This is a genomic window from Streptomyces sp. NPDC058469 (assembly GCF_042721125.1).
In the GTDB taxonomy this organism is placed as follows: Bacteria; Actinomycetota; Actinomycetes; order Streptomycetales; family Streptomycetaceae; genus Streptomyces.
The window spans coordinates 1-26022 of the sequence record NZ_JBHXME010000007.1 but is presented as its reverse complement, the minus strand read 5'-3'; the positions used below and the strand labels follow the sequence as shown (position 1 = coordinate 26022).

26 protein-coding genes are annotated in these 26022 nt (G+C 69.8%); 8 read left to right on the top strand and 18 right to left on the bottom strand.

Going from position 1 to position 26022, the window contains the following annotated elements; translation table 11 throughout:
* The first annotated feature begins 55 nt into the window (after positions 1–55).
* Positions 56–952, top strand: a complete 897-nt coding sequence (locus ACFWP5_RS06255; RefSeq protein WP_384151034.1) for an oxidoreductase — start codon at positions 56–58, stop codon at positions 950–952.
* A 312-nt stretch (positions 953–1264) separates the two neighbouring features.
* Here ACFWP5_RS06255 and ACFWP5_RS06250 read toward each other — a convergent pair whose 3' ends face one another.
* The 4 genes from ACFWP5_RS06250 to ACFWP5_RS06235 form a co-directional block, all read right to left on the bottom strand.
* On the bottom strand, positions 1265–1870 hold the full coding sequence (locus tag ACFWP5_RS06250; protein WP_384151031.1) for a TetR/AcrR family transcriptional regulator: 606 nt from the start codon (positions 1868–1870) through the stop codon (positions 1265–1267).
* 180 nt (positions 1871–2050) lie between these two features.
* Positions 2051–2905, bottom strand: a complete 855-nt coding sequence (locus tag ACFWP5_RS06245; protein ID WP_384151029.1) for an alpha/beta fold hydrolase — start codon at positions 2903–2905, stop codon at positions 2051–2053.
* A gap of 115 nt (positions 2906–3020) precedes the next feature.
* Positions 3021–3767: an SDR family NAD(P)-dependent oxidoreductase gene (locus ACFWP5_RS06240; protein WP_384151026.1), complete on the bottom strand. Its 747-nt coding sequence runs from the start codon at positions 3765–3767 to the stop codon at positions 3021–3023.
* Between the two features lie 33 nt (positions 3768–3800).
* Positions 3801–4520: an SDR family NAD(P)-dependent oxidoreductase gene (locus tag ACFWP5_RS06235; protein WP_384151023.1), complete on the bottom strand. Its 720-nt coding sequence runs from the start codon at positions 4518–4520 to the stop codon at positions 3801–3803.
* Between the two features lie 198 nt (positions 4521–4718).
* Here ACFWP5_RS06235 and ACFWP5_RS06230 point away from each other — a divergent pair, with 198 nt between their 5' ends.
* A complete protein-coding gene (locus ACFWP5_RS06230; RefSeq protein ID WP_384151021.1) occupies positions 4719–5072 on the top strand; it encodes a VOC family protein in 354 nt (117 codons plus the stop codon).
* 32 nt (positions 5073–5104) lie between these two features.
* Positions 5105–5482: a DUF427 domain-containing protein gene (locus tag ACFWP5_RS06225; protein WP_384151018.1), complete on the top strand. Its 378-nt coding sequence runs from the start codon at positions 5105–5107 to the stop codon at positions 5480–5482.
* Between the two features lie 1554 nt (positions 5483–7036).
* Here ACFWP5_RS06225 and ACFWP5_RS06220 read toward each other — a convergent pair.
* Positions 7037–7555 (bottom strand): cupin domain-containing protein, encoded by a 519-nt coding sequence (locus ACFWP5_RS06220; protein ID WP_384151015.1) that lies wholly within the window; start codon positions 7553–7555, stop codon positions 7037–7039.
* 328 nt (positions 7556–7883) lie between these two features.
* Between ACFWP5_RS06220 and ACFWP5_RS06215 the strand changes: the two genes are divergently transcribed.
* Positions 7884–8867, top strand: coding sequence for a helix-turn-helix domain-containing protein (locus ACFWP5_RS06215; protein WP_384151012.1), 984 nt, complete (start codon positions 7884–7886; stop codon positions 8865–8867).
* Positions 8868–9082: 215 nt separating this feature from the next.
* Positions 9083–9580: an MMPL family transporter gene (locus ACFWP5_RS06210; protein ID WP_384151366.1), complete on the top strand. Its 498-nt coding sequence runs from the start codon at positions 9083–9085 to the stop codon at positions 9578–9580.
* A gap of 49 nt (positions 9581–9629) precedes the next feature.
* Here ACFWP5_RS06210 and ACFWP5_RS06205 read toward each other — a convergent pair whose 3' ends face one another.
* The 7 genes from ACFWP5_RS06205 to ACFWP5_RS06175 all read right to left on the bottom strand — a co-directional run bounded on the left by ACFWP5_RS06205 (position 9630) and on the right by ACFWP5_RS06175 (position 16315).
* Positions 9630–10223, bottom strand: a complete 594-nt coding sequence (locus ACFWP5_RS06205; protein WP_384151009.1) for a TetR/AcrR family transcriptional regulator — start codon at positions 10221–10223, stop codon at positions 9630–9632.
* Positions 10224–10256: 33 nt separating this feature from the next.
* Positions 10257–11426 (bottom strand): pyridoxal phosphate-dependent aminotransferase, encoded by a 1170-nt coding sequence (locus ACFWP5_RS06200; protein WP_384151005.1) that lies wholly within the window; start codon positions 11424–11426, stop codon positions 10257–10259.
* A gap of 50 nt (positions 11427–11476) precedes the next feature.
* Positions 11477–12274, bottom strand: coding sequence for an SDR family oxidoreductase (locus tag ACFWP5_RS06195; protein WP_384151002.1), 798 nt, complete (start codon positions 12272–12274; stop codon positions 11477–11479).
* Positions 12275–12340: 66 nt separating this feature from the next.
* Positions 12341–13357, bottom strand: a complete 1017-nt coding sequence (locus ACFWP5_RS06190; RefSeq protein ID WP_384150999.1) for a biotin-dependent carboxyltransferase family protein — start codon at positions 13355–13357, stop codon at positions 12341–12343.
* Positions 13354–14085 (bottom strand): allophanate hydrolase subunit 1, encoded by a 732-nt coding sequence (locus ACFWP5_RS06185; protein ID WP_384150996.1) that lies wholly within the window; start codon positions 14083–14085, stop codon positions 13354–13356. Before ACFWP5_RS06185 ends, ACFWP5_RS06190 begins: the two co-directional genes overlap by 4 nt.
* A gap of 23 nt (positions 14086–14108) precedes the next feature.
* Positions 14109–14915: a LamB/YcsF family protein gene (locus ACFWP5_RS06180; protein ID WP_384150993.1), complete on the bottom strand. Its 807-nt coding sequence runs from the start codon at positions 14913–14915 to the stop codon at positions 14109–14111.
* A 23-nt stretch (positions 14916–14938) separates the two neighbouring features.
* On the bottom strand, positions 14939–16315 hold the full coding sequence (locus ACFWP5_RS06175; protein ID WP_384150990.1) for an MFS transporter: 1377 nt from the start codon (positions 16313–16315) through the stop codon (positions 14939–14941).
* Positions 16316–16706: 391 nt separating this feature from the next.
* On the opposite strand from ACFWP5_RS06175, the gene ACFWP5_RS06170 reads away from it, so the two are divergent.
* Together ACFWP5_RS06170 and ACFWP5_RS06165 are read left to right on the top strand one after the other, a co-directional pair.
* Positions 16707–17342, top strand: a complete 636-nt coding sequence (locus tag ACFWP5_RS06170; protein ID WP_384150987.1) for an RraA family protein — start codon at positions 16707–16709, stop codon at positions 17340–17342.
* On the top strand, positions 17342–18409 hold the full coding sequence (locus ACFWP5_RS06165) for a D-2-hydroxyacid dehydrogenase (protein WP_384150984.1): 1068 nt from the start codon (positions 17342–17344) through the stop codon (positions 18407–18409). The genes ACFWP5_RS06170 and ACFWP5_RS06165 overlap by 1 nt, the downstream gene beginning before the upstream one ends.
* A 45-nt stretch (positions 18410–18454) precedes the next feature.
* Here the strand turns inward: ACFWP5_RS06165 and ACFWP5_RS06160 are convergent, their stop codons facing one another.
* Entirely contained in the window at positions 18455–19735 is a 1281-nt protein-coding gene (locus tag ACFWP5_RS06160; protein WP_384150981.1) for an MFS transporter, read from the bottom strand.
* 66 nt (positions 19736–19801) lie between these two features.
* Here ACFWP5_RS06160 and ACFWP5_RS06155 point away from each other — a divergent pair, with 66 nt between their 5' ends.
* Positions 19802–20803, top strand: a complete 1002-nt coding sequence (locus tag ACFWP5_RS06155; RefSeq protein WP_384150978.1) for a LysR substrate-binding domain-containing protein — start codon at positions 19802–19804, stop codon at positions 20801–20803.
* 224 nt (positions 20804–21027) lie between these two features.
* Here ACFWP5_RS06155 and ACFWP5_RS06150 read toward each other — a convergent pair whose 3' ends face one another.
* From ACFWP5_RS06150 to ACFWP5_RS06130, 5 genes are all read right to left on the bottom strand, one after another.
* Positions 21028–22242 carry a cytochrome P450 gene (locus tag ACFWP5_RS06150; RefSeq protein WP_384150975.1) on the bottom strand — a complete coding sequence of 405 codons (1215 nt, stop codon included), beginning with the start codon at positions 22240–22242 and terminating at the stop codon, positions 21028–21030.
* The gene (locus ACFWP5_RS06145; RefSeq protein ID WP_384150972.1) at positions 22239–23495 is read right to left on the bottom strand and encodes an NAD(P)-binding domain-containing protein; all 1257 of its coding nucleotides are present in this window, start codon (positions 23493–23495) and stop codon (positions 22239–22241) included. The genes ACFWP5_RS06150 and ACFWP5_RS06145 overlap by 4 nt, the downstream gene beginning before the upstream one ends.
* Positions 23492–24727 carry an NAD(P)/FAD-dependent oxidoreductase gene (locus tag ACFWP5_RS06140; RefSeq protein ID WP_384151363.1) on the bottom strand — a complete coding sequence of 412 codons (1236 nt, stop codon included), beginning with the start codon at positions 24725–24727 and terminating at the stop codon, positions 23492–23494. The genes ACFWP5_RS06145 and ACFWP5_RS06140 overlap by 4 nt, the downstream gene beginning before the upstream one ends.
* Positions 24694–24888, bottom strand: a complete 195-nt coding sequence (locus tag ACFWP5_RS06135; protein ID WP_384150969.1) for a ferredoxin — start codon at positions 24886–24888, stop codon at positions 24694–24696. The genes ACFWP5_RS06140 and ACFWP5_RS06135 overlap by 34 nt, the downstream gene beginning before the upstream one ends.
* 231 nt (positions 24889–25119) lie before the next feature.
* Complete coding sequence (locus tag ACFWP5_RS06130; protein ID WP_384150966.1) at positions 25120–25848, bottom strand: TetR/AcrR family transcriptional regulator; 729 nt, start codon at positions 25846–25848, stop codon at positions 25120–25122.
* Positions 25849–26022 lie beyond the last annotated feature (174 nt).

The following is a 26022-nucleotide window of genomic DNA, read 5'->3' as shown; positions in this document are numbered from 1 at the left end:
AGCGTATCCCGATGTATTCATTGACTACAATGTACCCAGTGAATACATTGGATGCATGACCAGCTCACTCGGCACAGCCCCCTGGACAGTCGAAGACCTCCCGCCGCAGGCCGGGCGCACAGTGATCATCACTGGTGCCGGCAGCGGACTCGGTCTCGAAACCACCCGTGCGCTCGCCGTGGCGGGGGCGCATGTCGTCATGGCCGTACGAGATGTCCCCCGTGCACGACAGGCCGCCGCACATCTGCCCGGTGCCACCGAGGTACGGCACCTCGACCTCGCCGACCTCGCGTCCGTGCGCGCCTTCGCGGCCTCCGTCGACCACCCGGTCGACACCCTGATCAACAACGCCGGTGTCGCCAACGTCCCCCTCGGCAGGACCAGGGACGGATTCGAGACCCACTTCGGCACCAATCACCTGGGGCACTTCGCCCTGACCAACCTGCTGCTGCCGCAGATCACCGACCGGGTGGTCACCATCGCGTCCAACGCCCACAAGAGCGCCTCGCTCGACCTGTCCGATCCCAATTGGGAAAGGCGTCCTTACCGTTCAGCGGCGGCTTACGGTCAGTCGAAGCTCGCGAATCTGCTGTTCACCCTGGAGCTTCAACGGCGTCTGACGCAGGCCGGCTCCACCGTGCGCGCCCACGCCGCTCACCCCGGAGCGGCGACGACGGGCCTGAACCGTCACCTCGGCCCGGTGATGAAGCTCGTCGCGGCGACCGTGGGCCGCCTCATCATGCAGAGCGAGACGGACGGAGCGCTGCCGATCCTGTTCGCGGCCACGCAGGATCTGGACGGAGCGAGCTACGTCGGCCCTGACGGACGCGGCGAGCAGCGTGGCCGTCCCACACTCGTGCCGCGAAGTGCCACGGCTCAGGACCCGTCCCTGGCCGCCGAGTTGTGGGACCTGTCCGAACGTCTCACGGGCACCGTGTTTCCACTCGCCTGACGCTTCCGCAGCGGGTCGGCAGGGCTGGGGGCGCGGTCGGAGCCAGGTGATCGGCTGCCGTGCGAACAGCCGTGGTCGCCTTCGGCCGGATCCACGAAACGCCACCTCGCGCAGGGATGCACGCGATGAGCGATCTGGTACCGGTTGCGGAACCTTTCCCGGCCGGAGGGGCCTCGTGGTCACGGGCCAGGCGGCGGGGGACATCAGCCATCCGTCGGGAGCTTCCACCGCCCAGAGTTTCGGGGTCGGGGTGATCCCCTCGGGAGCCCCGGTTGATCTGGTTCTCAGCGGTGGCTTCGGCGTCTCACCGGACTACTGCACGGCGTCGGCCAGTTCCTTGTCCTTGACCGCGGCGTCGAACAGCGCCGCGGCTGCCTCGCGGGCGGTCGTCGCCGCGGACGGGTCCCGGTCCATCCGCGCCGATACTCCCGCGCCGTCGTAGAGGAGGTGCAGCTGTCGCGCCAGGCCCTCGGCGTCGGCGACACCGGCCTCCCGCGCCAGGTCCGTGAACAGCGTCCGCACCCAGAGCCGGTACCGGTCGGCGGCGCCCTCGACCGGACTGCCGTGCCGCACCTCCGCGCTGGCCGTCATGTGTGCGCAGCCGTTGAAGTCGGGCTCGGTGAACAGCTGGCCCTGCGCGTCGAAAACCCCCAGCAGTCGCTCGCGAGGCGTCCGGAACCGGGTCAGAACGCGCTCGACCTGCTCACGGGTGCTGGCGTGGCGGGCGTCGAGGTATGCCTGGACCAGTTCTTCCTTGCTGCCGAACAGGTTGTAGAGCGAGGCTTTGGCCACGCCGGCCCTCTGCACGATGCGGTCGATGCCGACGCTCTGCACGCCTTCGCTGTAGAACAGCTCGTCGGCGGCGGCCAGCAGACGCTCACGCACGGAGGGCTTCGAGGCGTTGGCCTTGGTGGGCATGGTGACTTCCTTCTTTCAGACTGACGGTCCAGTCTACGACTCCGAACGGGCACTCATCCGGCTCCTACCGCCTCCAACAAGGCCAGACAGACTTGTCTTCCCTCGCCAACGCCCGGAGGCGGTCACCGTACTGCGGTGACCGCCTCTGCTCTGCGGGGCCTTCTGGCGGGCCGTTGTGTCCTAGCGGTCGAGGAAGAGCTTGGTGTGGGTGACGAACCGTTCGGGGTACTGGAAGTGGGCGCCGTGGTTGGCGTCCGGGTACAGGATCAGCTCGGCGTCCGGCAGGAACTGCTGCAGGATGTACGAGTTGATCGTCGGGATGATGATGTCGTCGGTGCCGTTGACCACCAGGACCGGGATCGTGATGTTCTTCAGCACCGCGTACGCGGGGTCCTTCGTGGCGCCGTAGGTGTGGATCGCGGTGCCCTGGCCGGCGTAGACCTGCTCGCCGAACGCGGAGTCGTCGCGGTCCTTGCGGGCCACGATCCGCTCGACGTACGCGCGGCCGAGCTCCTGGCTGGACTCGGTCGGGGCGAACAGGACCGGCAGCCACATGTCCTCCTGCCGGGGCAGCTTTACGCCGAACAGCGCGGCGGTCTCCGCCGGTGTCTCGCCGATACCCACGCCGCCGCGCGGGCCGGTGCCGACCAGGACCAGCTTGCGGGTCAAGTCGGGGCGCTGGATGGCGACTTGCTGGGCTACCAGGCCGCCCATGGAGTGGCCCACCAGGTCCACGCGCGTCAGTCCGAGGGCGTCGATGAAGATGCCCGCGTCGGTGGCCATCTGCTCGATGGTGTCCGGGACTTCGCCGCTGGTGGAGGCGACTCCGGTGTTGTTGAAGAGGATGACCTCGCGGTCGGCGGCGAAGCCGTCGCTGATCGCCGGGTCGTGGTCGTCGAGGTTGCCGATGAAGTGCTGGAAGAACACGACCGGTGTCCGGTCGGCGGACGTGTCGCCGAAGCGGCGGTAGGCGAAGCGGATGCCGCCGGCCTCGACGAACTGGGTGGGGGCGGTGTCGTGGGTGTGGTCGGTCATGGCGGCGCTTCTCCTTGGATCGGCGTGGGGCGGCTGGGTGATGGGCCGGGCGGCGGTTTCCGGCAGCCGCACGTGGGGCGTCGGGCACGCGGGGGTGTTCCGCATCCGGAGCGGATCAGTTGGCGGTGTGACCGCCGTCGGCATTGAGGATGTGGCCGGTGATGTACGAGGCGTCGTCCGAGGCGATGAACACGATCGCGGCGGCGACCTCCTCCGAGAGACCGAGGCGGGCCAGCGGGACCTCGCTCACCAGGGCAGCCTTGTTCTCCGGTGTGCCGGTGAAGCGGGTCAGCATGCCGGTGTCGGTGGGGCCAGGGGCCACGCCGTTGACCCGGATTCCCGAGGCGGCGACCTCCAGGGCCACCGACTTGGTGATGCCCTCGACGGCGTGCTTGCTGCCGACGTAGACGGAGGCACCCGCGGCGCCCTCGTGGCCGTAGGTCGAGGAGATGTTGACGATGCTGCCGCTGCCCTGTTCCTGCATGACGCGGACCTGGTGCTTCATGCTCAGGAGCACGCCGAGGACGTTCGTGTCGAAGGTCGCGTTGTAGGTCTCCGCGCTCTGGTCGGTGATCGGGCTGGGCCGACCCTCGGTGCCGGCGTTGTTCACCGCGACGTCGAGACGGCCGAACCGTGCGACGGTCTCGTCGACCATGGCGCGCACGTCGTCCTCGTCGCGGACGTCGGCGTTGATGAACTCGGCCCACGAGCCGAGCCCGCGCAGTTCCTCGACCAGGGCCTTGCCGGCCTCATCACGGCGTCCGGTGACGACGACGTTCGCGCCCTGCTGGGCGAAGGCGACGGCGGCTGCGCGGCCGATGCCGGTGAGCGCGCCGGTGATCAGTACGACGGGGTTGTCCATTGCTCTGCTCGGTTTCTGTAGGTGTGGTGGGGGTCAGACGGCGGTGCGTCCGCCGTCGGCGGGAATGACGGCGCCGGTGATGTACCGGGCGGCGTGCGAGGCGAGGAACGCGATGACGTCGGCGATCTCCTCGGCCTCCGCCGCGCGGGCCAGGAGCGTGGTCTGGCCCAGGGCCGTGAGGCGCTCCCTGGAGGAGCCGCCGGTGTAGACCGGTCCGGGGGCGATGGTGTTGATCCGCACACCGCGCGGGCTGTACTCGGCGGCCCAGGAGCGGGTCAGCGAGGTGAGCGCGGCCTTGGTGGCGCTGTAGGCGGCGCCTCCCGCCAGGCCGATCTGCCCGGCCATGCTGCCCAGGTTGATCACGACGCCCTCGCCGCGCTCCGCCATCACGGGCGCGATCGCGGCCGTGAGGTAGTAGGCGCTGCGCACGTTGGCGCCGAACAGCGCGTCGAACGTGTCGGGCTCCAGGTCGGCGGTGGGGCCGAACCAGGAGAACCCGGCGTTGTTGACGAGGACGTCGACGTCCTTGGCCGCGGCGGCCAGTTGCATGATGGCGCGCACGTCGGTCAGGTCGGCGGCGATGAACTCGGCCCGGCCGCCGAGGCCCTCGATCCCCTTGACCACCGCGGCTCCGCGGTCGGCGTCGCGTCCGTGGACCAGGACCTTGAATCCGTCCCGGCCGAGCTTCTCCGCGGTGGCCCGGCCGATGCCGGACGTCGCGCCTGTCACCAGAGCTGTGCGTGTCGCAGGCATGGTTGCACTTCTCTCCGAGTGGTTAGACCGGTCTGTCTTCTTTCGTTATTGAGCTAAACAGGTCGGTCTGGTCTCGTCAAGTCCGGGAGGTTGATCGAGTCAATTAGCTGTGGTTTGACGCGACAGGGAGCCGGATCTACGGTTGTGGCACCGAGTGAACTGACTGGTCTAATCAGTCTCTAACGAAGGGAGCAGCGCATGAGTAGCACCTTCTTCGGCGCGTCGTTCGACGCCACCGACGCCGTACGCGCGGCGCAGTTCTGGGCTGCGGTTCTGGACCGCAAGGTCGCCGACGGGGCCGACGAGCACGATGCCGTGGTGGAGGCCGGCGATCCCGGCGGCGGACCGCGGCTGGCCTTCCACAAGGTGCCCGAGGCCAAGAGCGTCAAGAACCGGTTCCACCCGGATCTGATCACCAGCGACTACGAGGGCGAGCGCGAGCGTCTGCTCGCGCTCGGGGCGACCAAGCTCAACGAAGTCGTGCGCGACGGCGCCCGATGGACCACGTTCGCCGACGTCGAGGGCAACGAGCTCGACCTCGTCGCCGGCTAGACCACCCACCACCAGGAACTGAGGAGAAGATCATGACGACGACACGGGAACCCAAGATCCCCGGCCCCGACCACCCGATCACCATCGAGGCCACCGGCGCGCGCGTCGTGGCCCGCGTCGGCGCACAGATCGTCGCCGACACCACCCGGGCCCTGACCCTGCGCGAGGCCAACTACCCGCCCGTCCAGTACATCCCGCTCGACGACGTCGACCAGACGCTGCTCACGGACAGCACCACCCAGACGTACTGCCCGTACAAGGGCGACGCGTCCTACTACGGCCTCGCCCCCTCCGTCGGCGGGCGGGCCGACGCCGTGTGGTTCTACCCCGAGCCGTACGACGCCGTCGCGGCCATCGTCGGTCACGTCGCCTTCTACGCCGACCGGGTGGACGTCCAAGTCGGCGCCTGACAGCCGGGGGAGGAGGCCGCGGGCCTCCTCCTGCCTGGCCGGTGCTCCCGCCACCCCAACCAGCGAGACGAGCAGAGAAGACCACCCCGAGGGTCGAAGAGCCCACGCCGCCTGCCGCGGGAGCCTCATCGAGGCGGTGGGCGGCGGCCCTGTCCGCGGTGCCAGGCGTCACGATCACCTAACCGCGCGCCTGGCTACGCACGGTGGCATGGCGGTCTTGGGTAAGCCAGCAGGTGAAACTCGAAGAGACCTGCCCGGGCGGTGGGCAGGTTCACCCTCGTCACCACCGAGTTCCTGCCCGTCGGTCTGCTCGGCGACGTCGCGACCGAACCGACCTGCACGTGTCCGAAGGTGCGGCGGGAACCATGATCACCGCCCCGGGGAGCATCGCCGCGGTCTCGGCGCCGGCCCTTCCGGTGCTGCTGCGACGCAACCGGCGAGCAGCCTTTCTGGGCCTGAACCTGACCTTCGTGATCGCCGACGTACTGGCCGGCCTGGCGCCCAACTGCCCCGCCAGGTTGGGCGCCTGTGCCCCCTCGGAATTGGCATCCGAGTGGACGATACGACGCGGTGGCCGGCCGGAGCGCAGTTGCCTCGCCTCCTCCCAGCCGTCGTCGCGGCGGGATGACGGGGGGCCTGTCGAGCGAGGGGATGCGCGGCGACCGCCACGACCCCGGCCAGGAATCCACGCCGTTCCGCAGACTCGGTTCCGTGCACGTGCTGACTGGAGAGGCCGACCAGCCAGGGCGGAGACCCGAGAGCGGCGGCGGCACTCGCCAGTGTGGCCGTGTTGTACGAGGCGATGCCCCGGATCTCCGCCTGGGCAACGTTGGTTGAGGCATCCCACATGCGCCGGCGAGCTGACGCTGCGTCAGTCCAATCGCCTTGCGCGAGCCGGATGACGCGTCCGTAGTCCCCGATGCGGGATGCCTCCCGACGGCGGCCGTCCGAGATCGACGGTGACCGGGTTGCCTCTGCCCGGTGCTGTCGAACCGGGCCTCGCCCTGGCTGGGCGGCCTCTGCCGTGGGAGGGCCCGCGGTTGACACGCTCGCGGTGGGAGCGGCCGGTTTCCTCATGCCCGACGCCATCGTGCGGGCTGAGGCCGAGCGGCGGCGAGCCGCCGACTCCTCGACCCGGCGCGGTTGAACGCGCTGGAGACCAGCTGCCGCAGGCGCGCATGATCCGGGGATCGGAGTACAACAGGTGGCTGTGGAATTCGCGGGCCGCTCCCGGCGGGAGACGCCTGGCGAACGCCCCGTGCTCCGGGCCCGGTCTGCCGATGCGCGGATCGGTCAGCAGCGCCCGGGCCTCCTCGTGCCCCGTCACGAGCCATGCCGGCGTGCCATGCGGCAAGTTGATCCGATGTGCGGGTCCACATCGGGGCGGTGTCGCTTACACCGCATGCCGGGTGCCCGGTGCCGGCCATCGCCGAGGTGAACGGGTCCTCGCCCGTCACTTCCTCGGGCACCGCAGAGTCGTCTGCGCCATCACTTCGGGGCGGGCGGCACCGGGCCCCGTACGTCGCCTCGGTGCCGCGTGGACGACCGGCGGGGCTACGGAGCGCCGGGCGGGAGGCCCGTGTCGTACTTGTCGAGGAGTTCGAGCATGCGGGCGTCGATCCGTTCCGGTCCCCAGGGCTGGACCTGGACGCCGGGCTGTGGTTCGTCGCCGCCCTCGACGAACAGGCCTTCCGCGCCGCCGGGGGTGTAGACGAAGAGCAGCCGGGCGGGCTGGATGCCGGCGTTGACGAAGCGGTGCGTCGTGCCGCGCGGTATGAAGACGACGTCTCCGGTGCCCGCGGTGAACGTCTTCTCGCCGTTGAGGAAGTCCAGCTCGCCGGAGACCAGGTAGAAGGTCTCGTCCGTCCTGGCATGCACGTGCGGTGCCGGACCGCCGCCCGGAGGGACGGTCGCCTCGACGAGTCCGATCGCGCCGTTCGTCTGCTCACCCCGGAGCCGTGTCGCGTAGATGTCGCCGTTGAACCAGGTCGTGACGGCCTCCTGGGGAGGCAGGTGCAGCCCGCCTTCGGACGGCCGGACTGCCTGCGGCTGGATGGGGACATGGAAACTCATGCGCGAGAACTCCTGATGGACGGCGTGCAGGCAGAGGCGCCTGCCACGGAAGGATCACCGGATGTGTGGGCGGGCGTCGCCCGCATACGCAGCACGCTAGGTGCCGGGCGCCGGCGGGCGGTTGAACGAGAGTGCCGTCCCGATGGAACGCCAGTGCCATCGCGTGCCGCCGTGCCCGCACGCCGTAAGGCCTCCGCGGTGCTAAAGTCCGGTCTCTTGAAGGGTCAACCAATATCTGGTCGACACAACTCGCCGCACCGGCCCCGCGCTTGGCGGAGGGACGATCACCGTGCACGCACCACTCGGTACAGCCCCTGAGGAGGGGCAGGTGCCCAGGACACGGAAGTACTCCGTCGACGTCACCGTGCCCGGCCAAGTCCCGGACGCGGTCGACCTGTTGCAGCGCCGTTGGGACGAGCAGGTGGGTGACGCGATCCCCATCCCTCCGTCCAGGCTCGTCATCGACAGCGACTACCGCATCCGTATCCACCACTCCAAGGTGGCGGACGCGGTCGTGGAGGACATCTCCAGCGAGTCCATCGTCGGCGGCACCGGAGGAGGCTTCAACCACCTCAACGACCGCGTGGTGGTGCACGTGGTGCGCCGGGGAAGCTGGCACTTCGCCCGGACGGACGGCCGCGGTGACACTGTGGTGGTGCCCGCGGGGCGGTTCGTCGTGCGCTACAACGACCCGTCGTGGGACTTCGGGATAGCTCCCCGTACGGCCTCCCAGGTGCTGATCCTGCCCGCCGGCGAACTGCGCGCCCTGATGGGCGACCGGCACCTGGGCGGTCAGGCCGATGCCGCGTCGCTCCGCATCCTGATGGCCCACGTCGACACGGTTTCCTCCGTACTGGACGACCTCTCACCGGTCGGCGTGCAGGCCGCCCGGAACGCCATGGTCGAGTTGGTCAAAGGCGTCCTCCAGGGTGAAGTCGACGCCGACGAACCGCAGTTCGCGGGCGCGCTGGCCGACGCCGCTCGGCGCATCGCGGATGGCATGCTCTCCGAGCCCGAGTTCTCTCCGCGGCTGCTGGCCCGCGAGTTGAACGTCTCTCCACGTACGCTGTACCGCGCCTTCGCCGCCCAGGGTGAGCCGCTGATGGCGTACGTACGGCGACGGCGCGTGGAGCGGGCCCTGCAGGACCTCACGGCGCCGGGCTCGCGGCTCAGCGTCACCGAGGCCGCCGCCCGCTGGGCCTTCGCCGACACCAGCCACTTCGTCCGTGCCTGCAGGAGGCGGTACGGGCAGACCCCCTCGCAGTACGCCGACGCGCGCCGGGCTCCGTTCGGCCGCGACCTGGATCGATGACCGCCAGGTATCGGACCCTGCCGAATCGATCATTGTTCGCCCAGCTCACATGCGGTGGTCTGGAGGGGTCGGCGGTCGTTCGTCCGGGCATCGACGATGCGAACAACGGAGATGGCAGTGGGTCAGCTCGATGACAGGGTCGCGGTCGTGACGGGTGGCAGCAAGGGCATCGGATTCTCCTCCGCCCTGTGCTTCGCCGAGGAGGGCGCCTACGTCTGCGTCACCGGCCGCGGCAGGGTGGAGGCGGTGGCGACCACCGAGATGAGGGCCTGTTCGGACTTGCCATGGACTTCGAGGTCTTCCTCGCCAGCCGCATGCGCGAGCACCACGAGAACACCCTGGACCTGCGGCAGGCCGTCGTCCACGGCGTCACCCGCAGGGGCCGCGTCGTCGGTGCCCCCGCGCTCGTCATCGCTGCGGTCTTCGCCGGGTTCATCTTCAACGAGGACCCGGTCGTCAAGTCCATTGGCCTCGCGCTCGCCGTCGGCGTCCTCATCGACGCGTTCGTCGTCCGCGTGACGCCCGTCCCCGCCGCGACGGGCCGCCTCGGGTACCGCGCCTGGACCCTGTCGCGCCGGCGCGATCGCGCTCTGCCCGACGTCGACATCGAGGGTGCCTACCTCCCCGATCACACGGAGAAGAAGGACTCCGAGCGGAGCGCGGTGCCGGAGGGTGAGACCTCTGCCGCCGGGAGCCGAAGCCGCACGGTCTGAGGTCAGTTCCCCAATGAGCAGACCAAGTTGAAGTGCGTCTATGTGGCGATCATGTCCCTTGGTTCCCGTCGGCCGTCGCCACCGACCAGCCGATGAGGGCGCCGCGTAGCGCGGCCACCAGGCGGGTGGCGGCCTCGTCCTCGGTGTGGCCGCTCTTGATGAGGTCGAGGATGTCGCGGGGGTCGAACAGGGCGTTCCACAGGAACAGGGCCTCGTCGCCCAGGTCGACGAGGCCGAGTTCCTCGGTGGTCTGACGCAGCGGCTCGGCGAGCGCCTCGGCCTGCGGGGTGAGATAGCCGGTGTTCTCGCGCAGCCGCTCCAGGTATCCGCGGTGCGAGCGCATCTGCGCCATCGCCCCACCGTGTTCGAGGACGAGCGACACCCAGCAGCGCGACACCGCTTCGAGTCTCGCCATGCCCCGGGTGGTCTGCGCCGCGCTGAAGTCCCGTAGTTCGGAGCCGACTTGGGCCCGGAACGCGTGCAGGATGTCCTCGACGGAGGAGAAGTGCCGGTACGCCGTGGCGGTCGACACCTCGGCCTGCTTGGCGATCTCGGCCAGGCTCACGGGTGTCGGCGAGTTCTCGAACAGCAGCGCGGCGGCCTTGATGAGGTACTTGCGGTTGCGTTCGGTGTCACTGCGCATGGGTCGGCTCCCCGGTTGCCTGCGGTACGGCGTTCACTGAATGACCGAGAGCCCGTACGCCAGCCGGCGGACGCCCTCGGTGATGGATTCCGGGCTGGCAGCGTACGACAGCCTCAGGTGCCCCTCGCCCCGGGCGCCGAACTCGCTCCCCGGCCGCACCGCGACGCCGTGCGTGCGCAACGCGGCTACGACCTCCACGGCGGGCAAGTCGACGTCGTAGCGCGGGAATTGGTAGAACGCGCCCTCGGGCGCGCTGAGTGTGAGGCCCGGGATCTTGGCGAGTTCCGTGCGCATGAGGGCGCCGCGTTCCTCGTAGGCGGACCGCATCCTGGCGATGTCGGCGTCGCATGTCTGTACGGCGACGAGGGCGGCGTCCTGGATGAACGTGTTCACGGAGCCGTTGAAGGTGTTGTGGACGCGCGCGGCCGCCTGGATGAGGGGTGCGGGGCCCCAGAGGTAGCCGACGCGCCAGCCGGTCATCGCGTAGCTCTTGGAGAAGGTCTGGCAGTAGACCGTACGGTCGCGCAGTCCGTCGACGGAGAGCGCCGAGGTGAAGGGGCGGCCGGTGTAGTCGAGGTCGGCGTACGCCTCGTCGGAGATGACGATCGTGGACGTGCCGTCCAACAGGTCGGCGAGGGCGTCGAGTTCGGCGCGGCTGTGCACGATGCCGGTCGGGTTGCTCGGGTTGCAGAACACGAAGAGCTTCGCGCCGTCGAGGGCGTCGGCGAGCCGGTCGAGGTCCCAGTGCAGGTCCGGCGCGAGCGGGACGGGGACGACGGTGCCTCCGGCCATGCTGACCAGGTCGGCGTAGAGGGAGTAGGTGGGGTCCGGGATGACCACCTTGTCGCCGGGGTCGACGACGCCGAGGATCGACGCGGCGAGGCCGGCGGTGCCGCCCTGGGTGATGAGGATGTCGGCGGCGGAGACCGGGGTACCGGCGATGCCGTGCAGCTTCTCGGCGAGTGCCTCGCGCAGGTCCGGTTCGCCGAGCAGGGGGGAGTAGTGGGTGCGGCCGGCGCGGAGCGAGGCGGCGGCGGCCTCGGTCACCTGCCGGGGCGTGTCGAAGTCGGGTTCGCCCATGGCGAGGGAGACGAGGTCGCCCCGGGACTGCGGCTGCTGCGTCCGGCGGGAGGCGGCGACGATCCGGGCGACGGCCTCGGCGGTGGCGAACCGGGGCGGGTGCGTGGAGACGGTGGACGGCATGCGGCTCCTTCTGGAAGCGAGGTGCTGGGAGCGGGTGCTCGAAGTAGGGGTCAGGGCTGGGGTGTTGCGTCAGCGGGGGCGCCCGCCCAGCGGCTGATCTCGAGGTCGGCGGAGGTGTCCCGCTGCCGCGTCGGGGCGACGACGATCTCCTGGAGGACGACGCGCTGGGGGAGGGCGACGGCGAGGCGGACGGCCTCGGCCACGTCCTCCGGCTGGACCATGTGGGCGCGTTCCTCCGCGGCCGGCGGCCGTGCGCGGTTGTCGAGGATGGGGGTGTCCGCTTCACCGGGCAGCACGGTGATGGCCCGCAGACCCTGGTTGCGGAAGGTGTTGTGAAGGAACGTCATGAAGTTGCGCACCCCGGCCTTCGCCGCGCCGTAGGCCGCGCCGCCGAGCAGGTTGGGGTTGACTGCGGCGAGCGACGAGACGGTGACGATGGTTCCGGTGTCGCGGCCGAGCATGTCGGGGAGCACGGCCTGGGTGAGCTGGAAGACGGCAGTGAGGTTCACGTCGAGGACCTGGCGCCACTCGTCGTGCGGAAGCCACTGCGGATTGAGAACCGTCGATGCGCTGCCCGCGTTGTTGACGAGGATGTCGACCGGGCCGAGGTCGGCGTGGACCCGGTCGAGGACGCGCGTCACGTCGTCCGGCCGGGTGATGTCCGCGGCGAGGGCGAGGGCGGTTCCGCCTTCCGCGCGGATGGTGGCCTCGACCTGGTCGAGCACCTCCTGTCTGCGGCCGAGGAGTACGACGGTGGCGCCGTCCCGGGCCAGCAGCCGCGCGGTCTCCAGTCCCATACCGCTGCCGGCTCCTGTGATGAGCGCGATCCTGCGGGCCGAGGTCGTCACCGATTCTCCTCCGTGATCAACATGTTTGATGTGAGATTCAGATTCTAAATGAGAATAGCTTCTCATTTAGTGGTGGGGCAAGGGCGCCATGAATCCGACGGCGGCGAACGCCTCCGCGACGGCGTGCTCCAACGCAGACACCTCCGCCTCGCACCGCGCGAGCCGACGGATCGCGCTGTCACGGTCGGTCCAGCGGAACCGCAGCCGCTGCCCCGGTCCCGCCTGCCCGAGCAGCGGGAGGGACGCCCGTGAGGCGACGCCGACGATCGGATAGCCCGCCGTGAGGCTCCTGTATCTGCCGAGCACGATGAGTTCGTCGGCGTGCGGAATCTGCAGTGCCCCGACGGGAACCCCGTGCGACACGATCTCGGCGTCTGTGTCCGGGTGAAGCACCGGGCCGTCCAGGCGCAGCCCGACGTGGTTGGAGCGGGGAGTGACGACGTACTCCGCCTCCTCGATCACCTCGCGGATGCCGGGGATCGCGTGGACACCGTGGCTCGCGACGACATCGACGAGCCAGGGACCTTCGTCGAAGCGGAGGACGGGGACGGGCAGCCGGAACAACGGCGGCTCGAAGAACCGGCGTTGGAACCCTCGGAACTCCGTCTCCAGCAGTACGCGCGAGCCCCGGGCGACGAGCTGCCCGAATCCCATCCGGGCGTCCGGGGCGGCGCTGCCCAGCAGGGTCTTCGCGGCGAGCGTGCCGTTCACGGCAAGGTACGTGCGAGTACCCCGACCGACCTCGGCGCGGACCCGTACCTCCTGGCCGGCCGGCACCACCAAAGGCGACCAACTCCCCACGGGAGCCCCGCCGATGGTGACCCGCGCGGACGCACCCGTCACGGCGAGCAGGACGTCGGTGTCGGGGACGAAGGCCAGTTCGCCGCCGAGGTTCTCGATCAGTGTCGCGCCGCGCGGGTTGCCCGCGAGCAGGTTCGCGACGAGCGCCGAGTGCTGGTCGGCCGCGCCACCGGTGGGAACGCCGCGCCGCTCCGTGTCACGGCGGCCGAGGTCCTGGAACGTCGTGGTCCATCCGGTGCGGGTGAATTCGAGCGCCACGCTCTTCATCGCCACGGTCCTCATGGGGACACCTCCACCGGCAGCAGGAAACCGGCGTCCAGCGCCGCCGCCTCGTCCCGTGTGACGGGTACGAAACGCACGACGTCGCCGGTGCCGAACGAGACGGGATCCGGGCGGGAGATGTCGACGACGGTGTGCGGAGTCCGCCCCACCACACGCCAGCCGGTCGGGCCGGGGAACGGCTGGATGATCGCGTTGTCCCCGGCGACCATGATCGCTCCGGGGGCGACGTCCGTCCGCGGCTCGGCCCGCCGACGCACCGGCCTCGGCAGTACGAGCCCGTCCATCATCGGAGCCATCGCCGCGCCCAACAGGGCGATCGTGAAAGTGGACTTGGCGATCGCCTCGACCAACTCGTCAGGTTCCAGGCCCACTTCCTCGGCGACGGACACCAGATCGGGACCGGTCTCCTCGTCGAAGACGACCGGGACGGCGAACTCCCGTACCGTACGGGGGAGTTCAGGACCGTCGCCCGGCGCCCATCGAGCCAGCAGCCGAACCGCGTACTCCACGTGCTCCAGTGCGGTCCGCAGCGGATCGAACTCGATGAGCAGCGACTCCAGACCGGAGACGACGTCGAGCACACCGTGGGGGCGGTGCTCCAGGAACCGGTCGCGGAAGGCGACGATCGCGGACCTGCGGATCGCCTGTTCGGCGTGAGGAACGGTCACCATCACCGCCGAGTCCCCGAAGGGTTCGACGGCGACGGTACCGAACGGTGCGGTGGTCATCGGCTGGCTCCCGCGCGCTGCCCTCAACGGGCGAGCGCGACCTCGGCCTTCTCCTTCAGTATGTCCCGCAGGCCCGCGACGCGAACTCCCGCCTTGTCGAGCGCGGCCCGCAGCGCGAGGCCGTTCTGCAGGACGGTCGGGTGGTCTCCGTGCAGGAGCAGTACGTCGGCGTCGTGCCCGAGCGGTACGACGTTGCCGTCGACCGAACGCACGGTGCCCTCCTGCACGACCTGCGCGGAGCGCTCGCCGATGAGCTCGGGGTCGTGGATCAGGCCCCCTTCGTGCGACCGGGAGACCGGCATGCCGTCGTCGCCGTAACCGCGGTCGGCCAGGAACACGTACCCGACCTCAAGACCGCGCTTGCGCGACTCCTCGGCGAGCAGGCCGCGTTGACAGATCACGACGTAGTCCTTGTTGTACGCGGCGACCGCGTCCGTGATGGCACGCGCGTGCTTGGCGTCGGTTTGCGCGATCGAGCCCATGCGGCCGTGCGGCGCCACGTGCGTGATCGTCCCGCCGTGCACCCGCGCGAAGGCGTCGAGCGCGCCGAGCTGGTAGAGGACGTCGGTGCGGATCTCCTCCTCCGACGCCTCGATGAGCCGGCGGCCGAACCCGACGAGGTCGGGGTAGCCGGGGTGCGCGCCGAGTTCGATGCCGCGCTCGACGCAGTCCGCGACCGTCTGGTCCATGACGCGCGGGTCACCGGCGTGGAAGCCGCAGGCGATGTTCGACGCGGTGACGAGGCCGAGCAGGGCGTTGTCGTCGCCGATCGTGTAGTTGCCGAAGCTCTCGCCGAGGTCGGCGACGACGGCTACCGAGTTGATTCCCATGGTGTCTCCCAGGTGGTGGCGGCTCAGTGGGATGCCAGCGGACGGCCCTTGGTCTCCCGTACGAACTTGATGCTGACCAGAGTGATCAGGGCCGTGATGATGGAGGCGAAGGCCGGGATCAGATTGGACCCGGTCGCGTCGATGAGCTCGGTCATCAGCAGCGGAGCGCTGCCGCCGAAGATGATCGTCGAGATGCTGAACCCGATGCTGTAGGCGGAGTAGCGCACGGTGGTCGGGAACATCTCGGCGAGCACGGTGTGCACCACGGCCGCGTGCCCGGAGAAGGCGATCGCGAGCACCGTGGTGCCGATACAGGCAAGCCCGAACTGGCCGGTGGTGATGAGCAGGAACATCGGGTACGAGACCACGGCCATCGCGACGGCCGAGAACACCAGCACGGGTTTACGGCCGACACGGTCCGACAGCCGTGCCATGAGCGGGATACAGAGGGCGATCGCGACCAGGCTGACCGCGGTGACGGTGAGCGCCCGCAGCATGGAGAAGTTGTGGTCGCCGAGCGAGGTCTTGAGATAGGTCGGCATGTAGACGAACAGCAGGTAGTAACCAGGGCCGTTGAGCGCCGGAAGGAAGATCGTGAGCACGATCGCCTTCAGGTGCCGCGGGGAGGTGAACGCGTCCTTCAGCGGGTTGCGTACGACGGTCCGCTGCTCACGCAGCGCCTTGAAGTGCGGGGTCTCCTCCAGCTGGCGGCGGATGTAGAAGCCGACGTAGCCGAGCGGGACGGCGACGAGGAAGGGGACCCGCCAGGCCCAGGAAGCCATCGCGTCGTCGCCGAGTGTCGAGATCAGGATGGCCGAGAAGGCGCTGCCGACCATGAGGGCGATGAACGAGCCGACGGCGATGAAACTCATCATGTAGTTGCGGCGCGAGTCCGGGGCGTACTCGCCGACGAACGACATGGCGCCCGCCACCTCGCCGCCGGCCGAGAAGCCCTGCAGCACCCGGAGCGCGACCAGCAGCACGGGCGCGGCGACGCCGATCGCTTCGTGGGAGGGGATGAGACCGATCGCCGCCGTGGCGGCGGAGATGAGCACCAGAAGGGTGGCCAGCAGCTTCTTCCGCCCGAGCCGGTCGCCCAGGTATCCGCAGATGACGCTGCCGAACGGCCGCGCGATGAAGCTGACCAGGAAGCCGACGTTGGTGAGGAAGAGCCCTCCGGCTTCCGCTCCGCCCATGATGTTGATCGCGAGATAGGTGACGAGCAGGCCGTAGATGCCGTAGTCGTACCACTCGACGAAGGAGCCCACGGCTCCGGCGACGGTGGCCTTGCGGACGACCTTGTCGTCCACGCTGGCCACACCGACGGCGGCCGCGTCGAACGGATCCGACGCTGCCTCGGGCCGATCTGACGTGGTGTCGAGCCGATCTGACGCTGTCATGCGTTCACCTTCGGTCGTGGACCCTGGGGACGGTGTCCTGAACAAGTCGTACGTCGGTGTCGTCGGGAGATGCGTGGGCCCGCTCGCGCCAGGGGGGTACACATTACGGAGCGCGGCTCAGGGGCGTATCCGAGCCAAGGTGCGACTCGAATCTCGAATGAGAATAGATTCGCATTCTTGGGCGGTCAAGGATCTGGATTGCCGCCAGGTAAATCCTGCGCTTCGTGCGTGATTCGACTTCTGGGCGCCTGGACCTCGGTGGAGCGGCCGTCGGCCTCCGCCTCCGTGTCGCCCCTCTGGCCCGCTCTTGCCCTCGCGGCGCGGATGGATGCAGACTGGCTCGCGAAACGCGAAACCTTTCGCATTTTCTAGTTCTGAGCGGGAGACTGTGATGACCCAGGACAACGTGCGAGTGGCCCCTGCCTGGGACCGCCCCGACCGGCAACTCCTCCAGCGGTTCCGCGAGCACTCCGTGGCCAATCTCGGCGATGCCCTGGACCGGCTGAACATCGTGGACGGCGGGATCGCCCCGATCTGGAACGGGGCGAGGGCGGTCGGCGCCGCGCTGCCGGTGCTCGCCGTCGCCGGCGACAACAAGGCCGTGATCGCCGCGCTCGACCACATCCGCCCCGGGGACATCCTGGTCATCAACGCCCTCGGCTACGACGGCCGCGCCGTCATCGGCGACAACCTCGCCCAGCGGTTCGACGTCTTCGGCGCTGTGGGTGCGGTCGTCGACGGCTATGTGCGCGACGGCGCGATCATCGAGAAGCTCGGCGTGCCCGTCTTCGCACGGGGACTCACGCCCGCCGGCCCCTTCAAGAACGGACCGGGCACGATCGGCGAGCCCGTCGCCCTCGGCGGCGTCGTGGTGAACCCCGGCGACATCGTCGTCGCCGACGGCGACGGCGTCATCGTCATCCCGCCGCATCGCGCCGAGGAGGCGCTGACAGCGGTCGAGGCGATCGTCGCCCGGGAGGCCGACCTCGACGCCGAGGTCGTGGCACTGCGCAGCCGACTCGCCTGATGGGAACCGAAGAGCGAACCCCCGGCAGGCTCCGGGTCGCGGTCGCCGCGCCACTGTCCGAGGAGAACTGCGCGCGCGTCCTCGCGCTGGAACCACGGATCGACCTCGTCGTCGACCAGGCCCTGCTCCCGCCGATGCGCTGGCCCGCCGACTTCGCCGGTGACCCGACCTGGCACCGCACACCCGAACAACAACGTGCCTACGAAGCGGCGCTCGACTCGGCCGACGCGCTCTACGGCATCCCCGACGTGGACCCCGCCGCCCTGGCACGGACGGTCCGCGCCAACCGGCGGCTGCGCTGGGTGCACACGATGGCCGCGGGCGGCGGCAGCCAGGTCAAGGCCGCGCACCTCACCGCCGACGAACTCGACCGGGTCCTGTTCACCACCTCCGCCGGAGTGCACGGTGGGCCGCTCGCGGAGTTCGCCGTCTTCGGTGTGCTCGGGGGAGCGAAGGGTCTTCCTCGCCTGATGCGCGGGCAACGGGATCACGAGTGGGGTGGCCGCTGGACGATGGGGCAGGTGAGCGAGCAGACCGTCCTGGTGCTCGGTCTCGGCGGCATCGGCCGGGTCGTCGCCCGGAAGCTGGACGCGCTGGGCGCAAGGGTCATCGGAACGAGTAGGCGCGGTACGGGAGTTGAGGGGGTCCATGAGGTCGTGCCGCTCGACCGTATCGTCGAGGTGGCTTCGACGGTGGACGCCGTCGTGAACACCCTCCCCGGCACCTCGGCGACCGAGCATCTGCTCGACAAGCGGTTCTTTGACGCCCTGCGGCCCGGTGCGACCCTCGTGAACGTCGGCCGCGGAAGCGTCGTCGACGAGGCTGCCCTCATCGAGGCACTGGACTCCGGCCGGGTCGGCTTCGCCGCGCTGGACGTCTTCGAGACGGAACCGCTGCCGACCCACAGCCCGCTCTGGGACCACGACCACGTGCTGGTGAGCCCCCACACCGCCGCGCTCAGCACCGCGGAGGACCGCCTCATCGCCGAACTCTTCGCCGCCAACGCCACGCGGTTCCTCGACGGCGAGAGCCCGCTCAACCGTGTGAACACCGTCGAGTTCTACTGATCGGTCAAGCGGCCGGTGCGGGCCGGTGTTGTTGTCACCGGCTTCTCAGTTGGGAGCCGTGGCCTTGTCGGTGGATGTGCCGGCCGCGGTGGCGCGACCGCCGGCCGGGCGCAGCGGGTTCGGTCGGCGCAGGTGGCGCAGGGTCACGGCGCTGACGAGTGCGGTGGCCAGCAGCGCGCCGCAGTACACGGTGATGCCGTGCCATGCGGTCGAGGAGTAGGCCAGGCCGCCCAGGGAGCCGCCGATGGCACTGCCCAGGTAATAGAGGAAGAGGTAGACCGCCGAGCCCTGGACGCCCATCGCGGCGGAGCGGGCGGCGACCCAGCCGCTGGCGACCGCATGGGCCGCGAAGAAGCCGATGGTGAAGACGACCAGTCCGACGATGACCGTGACCAGGTTGGGGACCAGCATGGTGGCGAGGCCGGCCAGCGCTGTGACGAGCGCGGGCCACAGGACGCGGCCGCGCCCGTGGCGGTCGACGAGCCGCCCCGCCGTGGTGGAGGAGAAGGAACCGGCGAGGTAGGCCACGAACAGCAGTCCCGCCGCGGTCTGGGAGAGCTCGAAGGGCGCGGCGATCAGCCGGAATCCGAGGTAGTTGTACACGGTGACGAACGCGGCCATGGCCATGAAGCCGATGACGTACAGGCGCAGCAGGCCGCTGTCGGGCAGGGCTCGGGTGATGCCCGCCGCCAGGGTGCGGGCCTGGGGTTCGCGGCGTACGAAGCGCACGGAGGGCGGGACCGACATACGGAAGAAGACGGCTGCGGCGGCGGCCACGATGCCGACCCCGCCCAGGGCCCAGCGCCAGCTTCCGGTGACCTCCAGGATGCCGTCGGCGATCAGCCGGCCGGCCATTCCGCCGATGCCGTTGCCGGCGACGTACAGGCCCATCGCGTGTCCGAGCGATCCCGGGTGCACCTCCTCGGACAGGTAGGACATGGCGGTCGCCTGGAGACCGGCCAGGGCCAGGCCCTCCAGTGCGCGGATGACCAGCAGGGTCGTGAAGTTCGGCGCGAAGGCCGAGGCGATGCCCAGGACCGCGGCCGAGGACAGCGACAGCGACATCATCGCGGTGCGGCTCCACGCGTCGGACAGGACGGTCAGCGGCACGACGGCCACGGCCATGGCGGCGGTGGACACCGAGATGGTCAGTGAGACCGCGGCGGGCGACAGGCGCAGGTCGGTGGAGAGGGCCGGCAGGAGTGCCTGGACGCAGTACAGCGTCATGAAGGTCGTGATCCCGGCGGCCAGCAGTGCCAGGGTGGCCCTTCGGAACCCCGAACCGCCCCGCACATGAGCGGCTGGGAGAGCGTCGCTGTCAGTCACCCGAGCGACGCTAGAACGTCCGCAGGCATGCGTCCAATGCATGGAACTGCTCCTATCATTCCATCCATGGAACAGTCGTTCAGTGGTGCTGCGCCGGTCCGCTCTGATCGCCTGGCTCCGCTGGCGGGGCTGTGTCCGGACCTTGTCCGCTTCGCGGCCGTGGCCCGGCTGGAGCATCTGACCGGCGCCGCCGACGAGTTGGGCGTGCCCCAGTCCACGGTCAGCCGCAGCGTCGCCCGGGTGGAGGCGGCGGTCGGCACACCCCTGTTCGACCGCGAAAGGCGCGGCCTACGGCTGAACCGGCCCGGCCGCGCCTTCCTCGTCCGCGTCCAGCGAGGACTGGGGGAGTTCGCCGCGGGCTACGAGGAACTGCGCCGGATCACCGACTCTCCCGGCGCGATCTCCTTCGGCTTCCTGCCCGCTCTGGGCAGTGCTCCGGTGCCGCTGCTCGTCAAGTGGTTCCGCGAGGAACACCCCGGCGTCCGGTTCGACTTCGTCCAGGACAGCGCCGCGAACCTGCTGGAACACCTGCGCGACGCGGAGGTGGACCTCTGTCTGACGTCCCCGCTGCCCGACGAACCCGGCATCACCGTCCGGCCCCTCGTCCACGAGCCCCTGCGGCTGGCCGTCCCCGCCGGGCACCGGCTGGCCGGGCGCGGCTCGGTGCGAGTGGCCGAAGCGGAGTCGGAGCACTTCGTGATGGCGAGTCCCGGCTACGGTCTGCACGATCTGGTGACGGCCCTGTGCGAGTCGGCCGGCTTCACCCCGAACGCCGCCTTCCACGGCTCGGAGATCGCCACCATCCGCGGCTTTGTCGCGGCCGGACTCGGCGTGGCCGTTCTGCCACCCTCACCCGAGGAGACCCCCGGCATCACCGAGCTGCCGCTGGAGGATTCCGACGCCTTCCGGACCATCGGCCTCATCCAAGCCGGAGCCCGCACCCCCAGCCCCGTCGCCGTCGAATTCGCGAACCTGATCGCCCAACGCGCCCAGGACTGCTTCCCGCACTCCCGCCCCGCGGACGGTACCGGTGACCTGGGCACGCAGAGTTGGTTGGGACAACCTTGACGGTTGTGCGAGGCAGCTCTGCATGATGTCCGCACGGCAGCTGACCGGGATCCGATCGAGGGGATCCATATGGTCCGGACGAAATCCTGGCCGGCCGCCGGCGACCGACCTTGTCGGCTCCAAGATCCCCGACTGTGAGGATGCGGGAGGCACTGCTCGTGAGTCAGAGCAGACTCAGGCCGGTCCGGCAGGGGACCGGTCCGGCCTGGCGGGTCATCGCTGCGTCAACGAGTGACCATGAGCTTGCGGACGCCGTAGTTGGTGCCGGTGAAGTCCATGGGGACCTCCTCCAGCGGCGTGGCGAGTCGCAGGTTCGGAAAGCGCTGGAAGAGCTTGGGCAGGACGGTCTTCAGCTCGGCGCGGGCGACGTTCTGACCGAGGCAGGCGTGGACGCCGTAACCGAAGCCGATGTGGCGGATCATCTTGCGGTCGATGTCCAGGGCGTCGGGGTCCTGGAAGGCGCGGGGGTCGCGGTTGGCGGCGTTCATCGCGACCACGACCAGCTCGCCCTGCTTGATGTGGGCTCCGCCGATCTCCAGGTCTTCCTTGGCCACCCGGCCCAGGCCGAACTGGACGATGGTCAGGTAGCGCATCAGCTCCTCGATCGCGGTGCCGATCTTCCCGGGGTGCTCCGTCAGCTCCCGGCGTTGCTCGTCATGCGTGAGCAGGGTGAGTGTGGACAGACCCATCATGGCGGCCGTGGTGTCGTGGCCGGCGAACAGCAACAGCACGCCGAGACCGATGAGTTGACGCTCCGTCAGTACGGCATCGTCACCGTCGGCCCTGTTGATGAGTTCGGCGAGGATGCCGTCGGTGGCGCCGGTGCGGCGCTTGTCGCCGACCAGCCCGGTGATGTAGTCGATCAGCCAGTGGGCGCCCTTGTCGCGCACCTCGCGGCTCTTGCCCATGTCCATCAGGTCCACGGTGGCCTCGTGGAAACCGTCCCGGTCCGCGTAGGGCACGCCGAGCAGTTCGCAGATCACCAGGCAGGGGATGGGCAGTGCCATGGCCTGGACGAAGTCGAAGGTCTCCGGCCCCGCGGCGATGGCATCCAGGCGCTCGTCGACGATCTTGTCGATGTAGGGCTGAAGCTTGTTCTGTACGGCCTTCGGGGTGAAGCGTCCAGTGAGCAGCCGGCGGTAGGCGCCGTGCTCGGGCTCGTCCATCATCACGAACCCCGCGTCGAACGGCGCGCTCTCCCCGGCCTCGTCGACCTCCCCCTCGGGGGTGTCGTGACGTGGGCGTCGCGCGCTCATCCGCGGATCGCTGAAGACCTGGCTGCCCTCCTCGAAGCGGGTGACGATCCAGCCGCTCGAACCATTGGGGAAGCGCACCTTGACGATGGGCTGGTCCTCGCGCAGCCGGGTGTATTCAGCGGGAGGGTCGAGGGGGTTGTGCGGGCTGCGAGCGACGGGCTGGTCGATGAGGGGCTCGGTCATTTCTGCTCCTGGGCGGTGGGGGAGGGGGAAGCGGTGTGCGCGTCGATGGCGGCCGTGACGCCCGCCTGGGTGGCGGTGGCCTTGCACCAGCCGGTGTAGACGGCCAGATGCAGTACGGCCTCCCGCAACTGGTCAGGCGTCAGTTCGTCGTTGACCAGGCCGCCGGCTGCGATGATCTGGACGAGTTCCGGGCGGCCGACGGTGGCCGCGACGCCGAGAGTGAGCAGTCGACGGTCGCGTACGGACAGGCCCTCGCGGCTCCAGACCTGGGCGAAGAGATAGTCGACGGTCTCGTCGGTGAAGGGATCACTGCTGCCCTGGACCGCCGTACTGAAGCCGGGTCCGTAGACCGCGTCCATCATCTCCAGACCGCGCTGATGGAGATCGTCGCCGGACGGCCGGCGAGGCTCGTCCAGGGTCAGTTCCAGTGTCTGGCGGGCCCGGGTGCGAACCACTTCCACGAGTGGGACGTCGACGCCGAGTGTGCCGGCCAGGTCGCGGGCGGCGTCGAGGTCCTTGGTCATCAGCGGCTCGATCTGCCGGCCGACGGCGTCGGGCAGTGTGCCGTCGGGGCCGTGCAGGCGCAGCAGTTGCAGCAGGGTGCGGCCCTCGGGATCCGCGGTGTCGATCACCTCCGCGAGCCGGGCCGGATCCACCCCTGCGGCGCGTGCCAGTTCAGCGGCTTCGGCGACGGTGCGCCAGCTGCCGTAGGTGATGACGTTGCGGGAGATCTTGGTGGCCATTCCGGCGCCGAGCGGGCCGCAGTGCACGACCTTCTTGGCCCAGTCGTCCAGCACGGGCAGCGCCGTCTCGACGGTGGCCCGCTCTCCGCCGACGATGGCGACCATGCCGTTCTCGGCGGCCTTGTCGCCAGGCGTCACCCCGCAGTCGAGGAAGCCCACGCCGTGCCGGGCGCAAAGGTTCCCCAGTTCGTGCACGACCGGCAGGGCGACGGTCGCCAGCAGGACGACGACGAGCCCCGGATGCGCGGCCGAGAGCAGTCCCTTCTCTCCGCCGATCACCTCGCGCGCCTGGTCCGCGTCGACGACCGCGACCATGACCACGTCGCTGGCCCCGGCCACGTCGGCGGGACAACCCAGGGGGTCCGGGACACCGTCCAGGTCCGACGACGCGTCAGGCCGGATGTCGTAGACGGCCGGAACGCGGCCGTTGCGGGCCATGCTGACGGCCACACCGCCACCGATCATGCCGAGACCCACCACGCCGGCCCGGAGATCCTGACTGACTGTCATGCCGCACTCCTCGCTTCGAGTTGGGCCGCATCCGCGACCTGCGCGCGGTAACCCCGGAGGGCCCGCGTCATGTTGACGCCGACCGCGGCACAGACGCGGCCGTGTCTGCCGTACAGGGCGATCAGCCTGCGGTCGGCGATGCTGCCCTCGACGATCCGGACCTCGTCCGCGTCCCGGGTACGGCCGTAGATCTGGATCCTGAGGTCGTACTGGTCGGTCCAGACGTACGGGACCGTCTCGAAGGGGGTCGCGTGCTCGGGCCCTGCCAGCACATTGCGGGCCACGGCCAGGCCCTGCTCGGCGGCGTTCGTACGGTGCTCGATGCGTGCCGGCTCACCGGTGTGCGGGTGCGGCCACGCGGCGACGTCGCCGGCCGCCCAGACACCGGAGCCGGCGTGGAGCGTGGCGTCGCACAGGACTCCGCCGGAGACCGGGACGCCGCTGCCGGCGAGCCATTCGACGTTGGGCTGCGCGCCGATGCCGACCAGCACGGCGTCCGCGGTGACGGTGTCGCCGTCGACGAGACGAACCCCGGTGGCCCGTCCGTCGGCCGCGAGGACCTGGTCGACCAGGACACCGGTTCGCACGCGTACGCCGTGTTCGAGGTGGACGGCGCGAAGCATGGCGCCCAGGTCGTCACCGAGTGCGTCGCCCATGGGCTGGGCCGTGTCGGTGACCAGGGTGACCTCACAGCCCAGACCGCGGGCCACGGCGGCGGCCTCGGCGCCGATGAAGCCGCCCCCGACGACCACCAGGTGGGGCTTCGCGGCCAGCTCCTCGCGCAGCGCGAAGGCATCCTCCAGGGTGCGCAGGACATGCACCCCGCCCATCCCCTCGGTACCGCGCAGGCGGCGCGCCCTGGTGCCGGTGGCCACGACGAGAGCGTCGTACGAGACACGGTTGCCGTCGCTCAGCACGACCTCGGCGGTGTCGGTGTCGAGGGCGACGGCGGGGGTGCCGAGCCGCACGTCCAGATCGAGGTTCTCGATGGCGTCGGATGCGCGCAGTTGGAGCCGGTCGGCCTCCCACGCGCCGGACAGCACCTGTTTCGACAGCGGCGGCCGGTCGTAGGGAAGGTGGGCTTCCTCGCCGATGAGTGTCAGCCGACCGGTGTAGCCCTCGCGCCGTAGTCCCTCGACGACGCCGAGGCCGGCCGCGGAAGCGCCCACAACGACGATCCGGGACGGAGCACCGGGCCTCACCGCTGTACCGCGATAGCGGCGGCCGGGCAGACCGCCGCGGCCTGACGCACGTTCTCGTACTCCTCGGTCGGCGGGTCGGAGTCGAGCAGCAGCACGATGCCGTCCTCGTCCCGCTGGTCGAAGACCTCCGGAGCTGCCAGGACGCACTGGCCGGCACCGCAGCACTTGTCGAAATCGATGGAAATTTGCATATGGGTCCACCTCCGTCAAGCCCCTTGGGGGCGACGTGAGTTAGGTGTCGAGAGGTAGTTGCCTCAGTAACCTAACTAAGTTCAGCGTGGACTGTACTCCTGGGTGAGGGGAGCGGCAACCGATGCCTGGAGGTGAGTTCGAGGGATGGCTTTACGTGATCGGCAGGTGCCGCGACAGGTGCGCGCGCCGGCGAAAATATGCGCTGGTCTGGCCGAACTGCGTCGTTGGCCCTACTGCTGTGGTGGTGAGAGGAGGTCCCTGATCTGGCGTGAAGCCTCTGAATCCGGGGGAGCGGAGGGGAAGTGGGGGGAGGTGCCGGGCGTGCCCGTGACAAGCGAGTCGACCACCCCGTCCGCCAGGTGCAGTGTCAGGGTTTCGGACGACTCGTCATGGTAGAGGCTGTGATGCAGCGCCACTGTGCCGTGCAGCGCGGCCCACAGGGTCTGCGCCGCCTGCTCGACCGGCAGGGACAAGGCATAGCCGGACTCCAGGCATCCGCGAAGCGCCGTGCGGAAGCTGGCCGACACGTGTCGGGCGGGGTGGCCGTTGATCCTGGAGGGTTCCACCGCGGGCTGGCGCACTTCGAACATCAGCCGGTAGTGGCCTGGGTTGCTCATCGCGAACAGGCAGTAGGCGTGCGCCTGCGCCCGCAGTCGTTCCCGGGGATCATCGCCGGCATCGGCACCCGCACGGGTCATCTGCGCGACGAGCTCGTCGTACCTGTCGGCCAGAGCTGCCCAGACCAGTTCCGTCTTGTCGGCGAAGTGCAGGTAGATGCTCGGAGCCGAGATCCCCACCTCCTTGGCGACCGCGCGCATGGTCAGCTGGTCAGCACTGCCCCACTCCGCGAGCAGGTGCTGGACCCCGGCCACGATCTCCCGGCGCAGCTGCGCGCCCTGGCCGCGCCGGCTGCGCGCCCGTCCGTTCCCCGCCCCGGTGCCCGCCGACGCTGTCCCCATCACTCGCCCTTCCTTCAGGCTCCACCCTAACCAGCCGAAACGCCGAGTCCGACTGGTGACGTCATGGTGGGGTTGGCGGCAGGGTCCGTTGCATGGTCGATTCTGTCCGGGTTCATCCGGTGAGGCCGAGGGCGGTCAGGGAGCGGCGGCAGTCGCGGGCGGTGTGACGTAGCG

Coding starts and splice junctions, on each gene's coding strand:
- ACFWP5_RS06165 (WP_384150984.1), top strand. CDS start 17,342: ATGGGAACCGAAGAGCGAACCCCCGGCAGGCTCCGGGTCGCGGTCGCC.
- ACFWP5_RS06255 (WP_384151034.1), top strand. CDS start 56: ATGACCAGCTCACTCGGCACAGCCCCCTGGACAGTCGAAGACCTCCCG.
- ACFWP5_RS06245 (WP_384151029.1), bottom strand. CDS start 2,905: ATGACCGACCACACCCACGACACCGCCCCCACCCAGTTCGTCGAGGCC.
- ACFWP5_RS06205 (WP_384151009.1), bottom strand. CDS start 10,223: ATGCGCAGTGACACCGAACGCAACCGCAAGTACCTCATCAAGGCCGCC.
- ACFWP5_RS06130 (WP_384150966.1), bottom strand. CDS start 25,848: ATGGGGACAGCGTCGGCGGGCACCGGGGCGGGGAACGGACGGGCGCGC.
- ACFWP5_RS06240 (WP_384151026.1), bottom strand. CDS start 3,767: ATGGACAACCCCGTCGTACTGATCACCGGCGCGCTCACCGGCATCGGC.
- ACFWP5_RS06175 (WP_384150990.1), bottom strand. CDS start 16,315: ATGACAGCGTCAGATCGGCTCGACACCACGTCAGATCGGCCCGAGGCA.
- ACFWP5_RS06155 (WP_384150978.1), top strand. CDS start 19,802: ATGGAACAGTCGTTCAGTGGTGCTGCGCCGGTCCGCTCTGATCGCCTG.
- ACFWP5_RS06145 (WP_384150972.1), bottom strand. CDS start 23,495: ATGACAGTCAGTCAGGATCTCCGGGCCGGCGTGGTGGGTCTCGGCATG.
- ACFWP5_RS06225 (WP_384151018.1), top strand. CDS start 5,105: ATGACGACGACACGGGAACCCAAGATCCCCGGCCCCGACCACCCGATC.
- ACFWP5_RS06250 (WP_384151031.1), bottom strand. CDS start 1,870: ATGCCCACCAAGGCCAACGCCTCGAAGCCCTCCGTGCGTGAGCGTCTG.
- ACFWP5_RS06220 (WP_384151015.1), bottom strand. CDS start 7,555: ATGAGTTTCCATGTCCCCATCCAGCCGCAGGCAGTCCGGCCGTCCGAA.
- ACFWP5_RS06180 (WP_384150993.1), bottom strand. CDS start 14,915: ATGGGAATCAACTCGGTAGCCGTCGTCGCCGACCTCGGCGAGAGCTTC.
- ACFWP5_RS06200 (WP_384151005.1), bottom strand. CDS start 11,426: ATGCCGTCCACCGTCTCCACGCACCCGCCCCGGTTCGCCACCGCCGAG.
- ACFWP5_RS06170 (WP_384150987.1), top strand. CDS start 16,707: ATGACCCAGGACAACGTGCGAGTGGCCCCTGCCTGGGACCGCCCCGAC.
- ACFWP5_RS06135 (WP_384150969.1), bottom strand. CDS start 24,888: ATGCAAATTTCCATCGATTTCGACAAGTGCTGCGGTGCCGGCCAGTGC.
- ACFWP5_RS06150 (WP_384150975.1), bottom strand. CDS start 22,242: ATGACCGAGCCCCTCATCGACCAGCCCGTCGCTCGCAGCCCGCACAAC.
- ACFWP5_RS06185 (WP_384150996.1), bottom strand. CDS start 14,085: ATGACCACCGCACCGTTCGGTACCGTCGCCGTCGAACCCTTCGGGGAC.
- ACFWP5_RS06230 (WP_384151021.1), top strand. CDS start 4,719: ATGAGTAGCACCTTCTTCGGCGCGTCGTTCGACGCCACCGACGCCGTA.
- ACFWP5_RS06235 (WP_384151023.1), bottom strand. CDS start 4,520: ATGCCTGCGACACGCACAGCTCTGGTGACAGGCGCGACGTCCGGCATC.
- ACFWP5_RS06190 (WP_384150999.1), bottom strand. CDS start 13,357: ATGAGGACCGTGGCGATGAAGAGCGTGGCGCTCGAATTCACCCGCACC.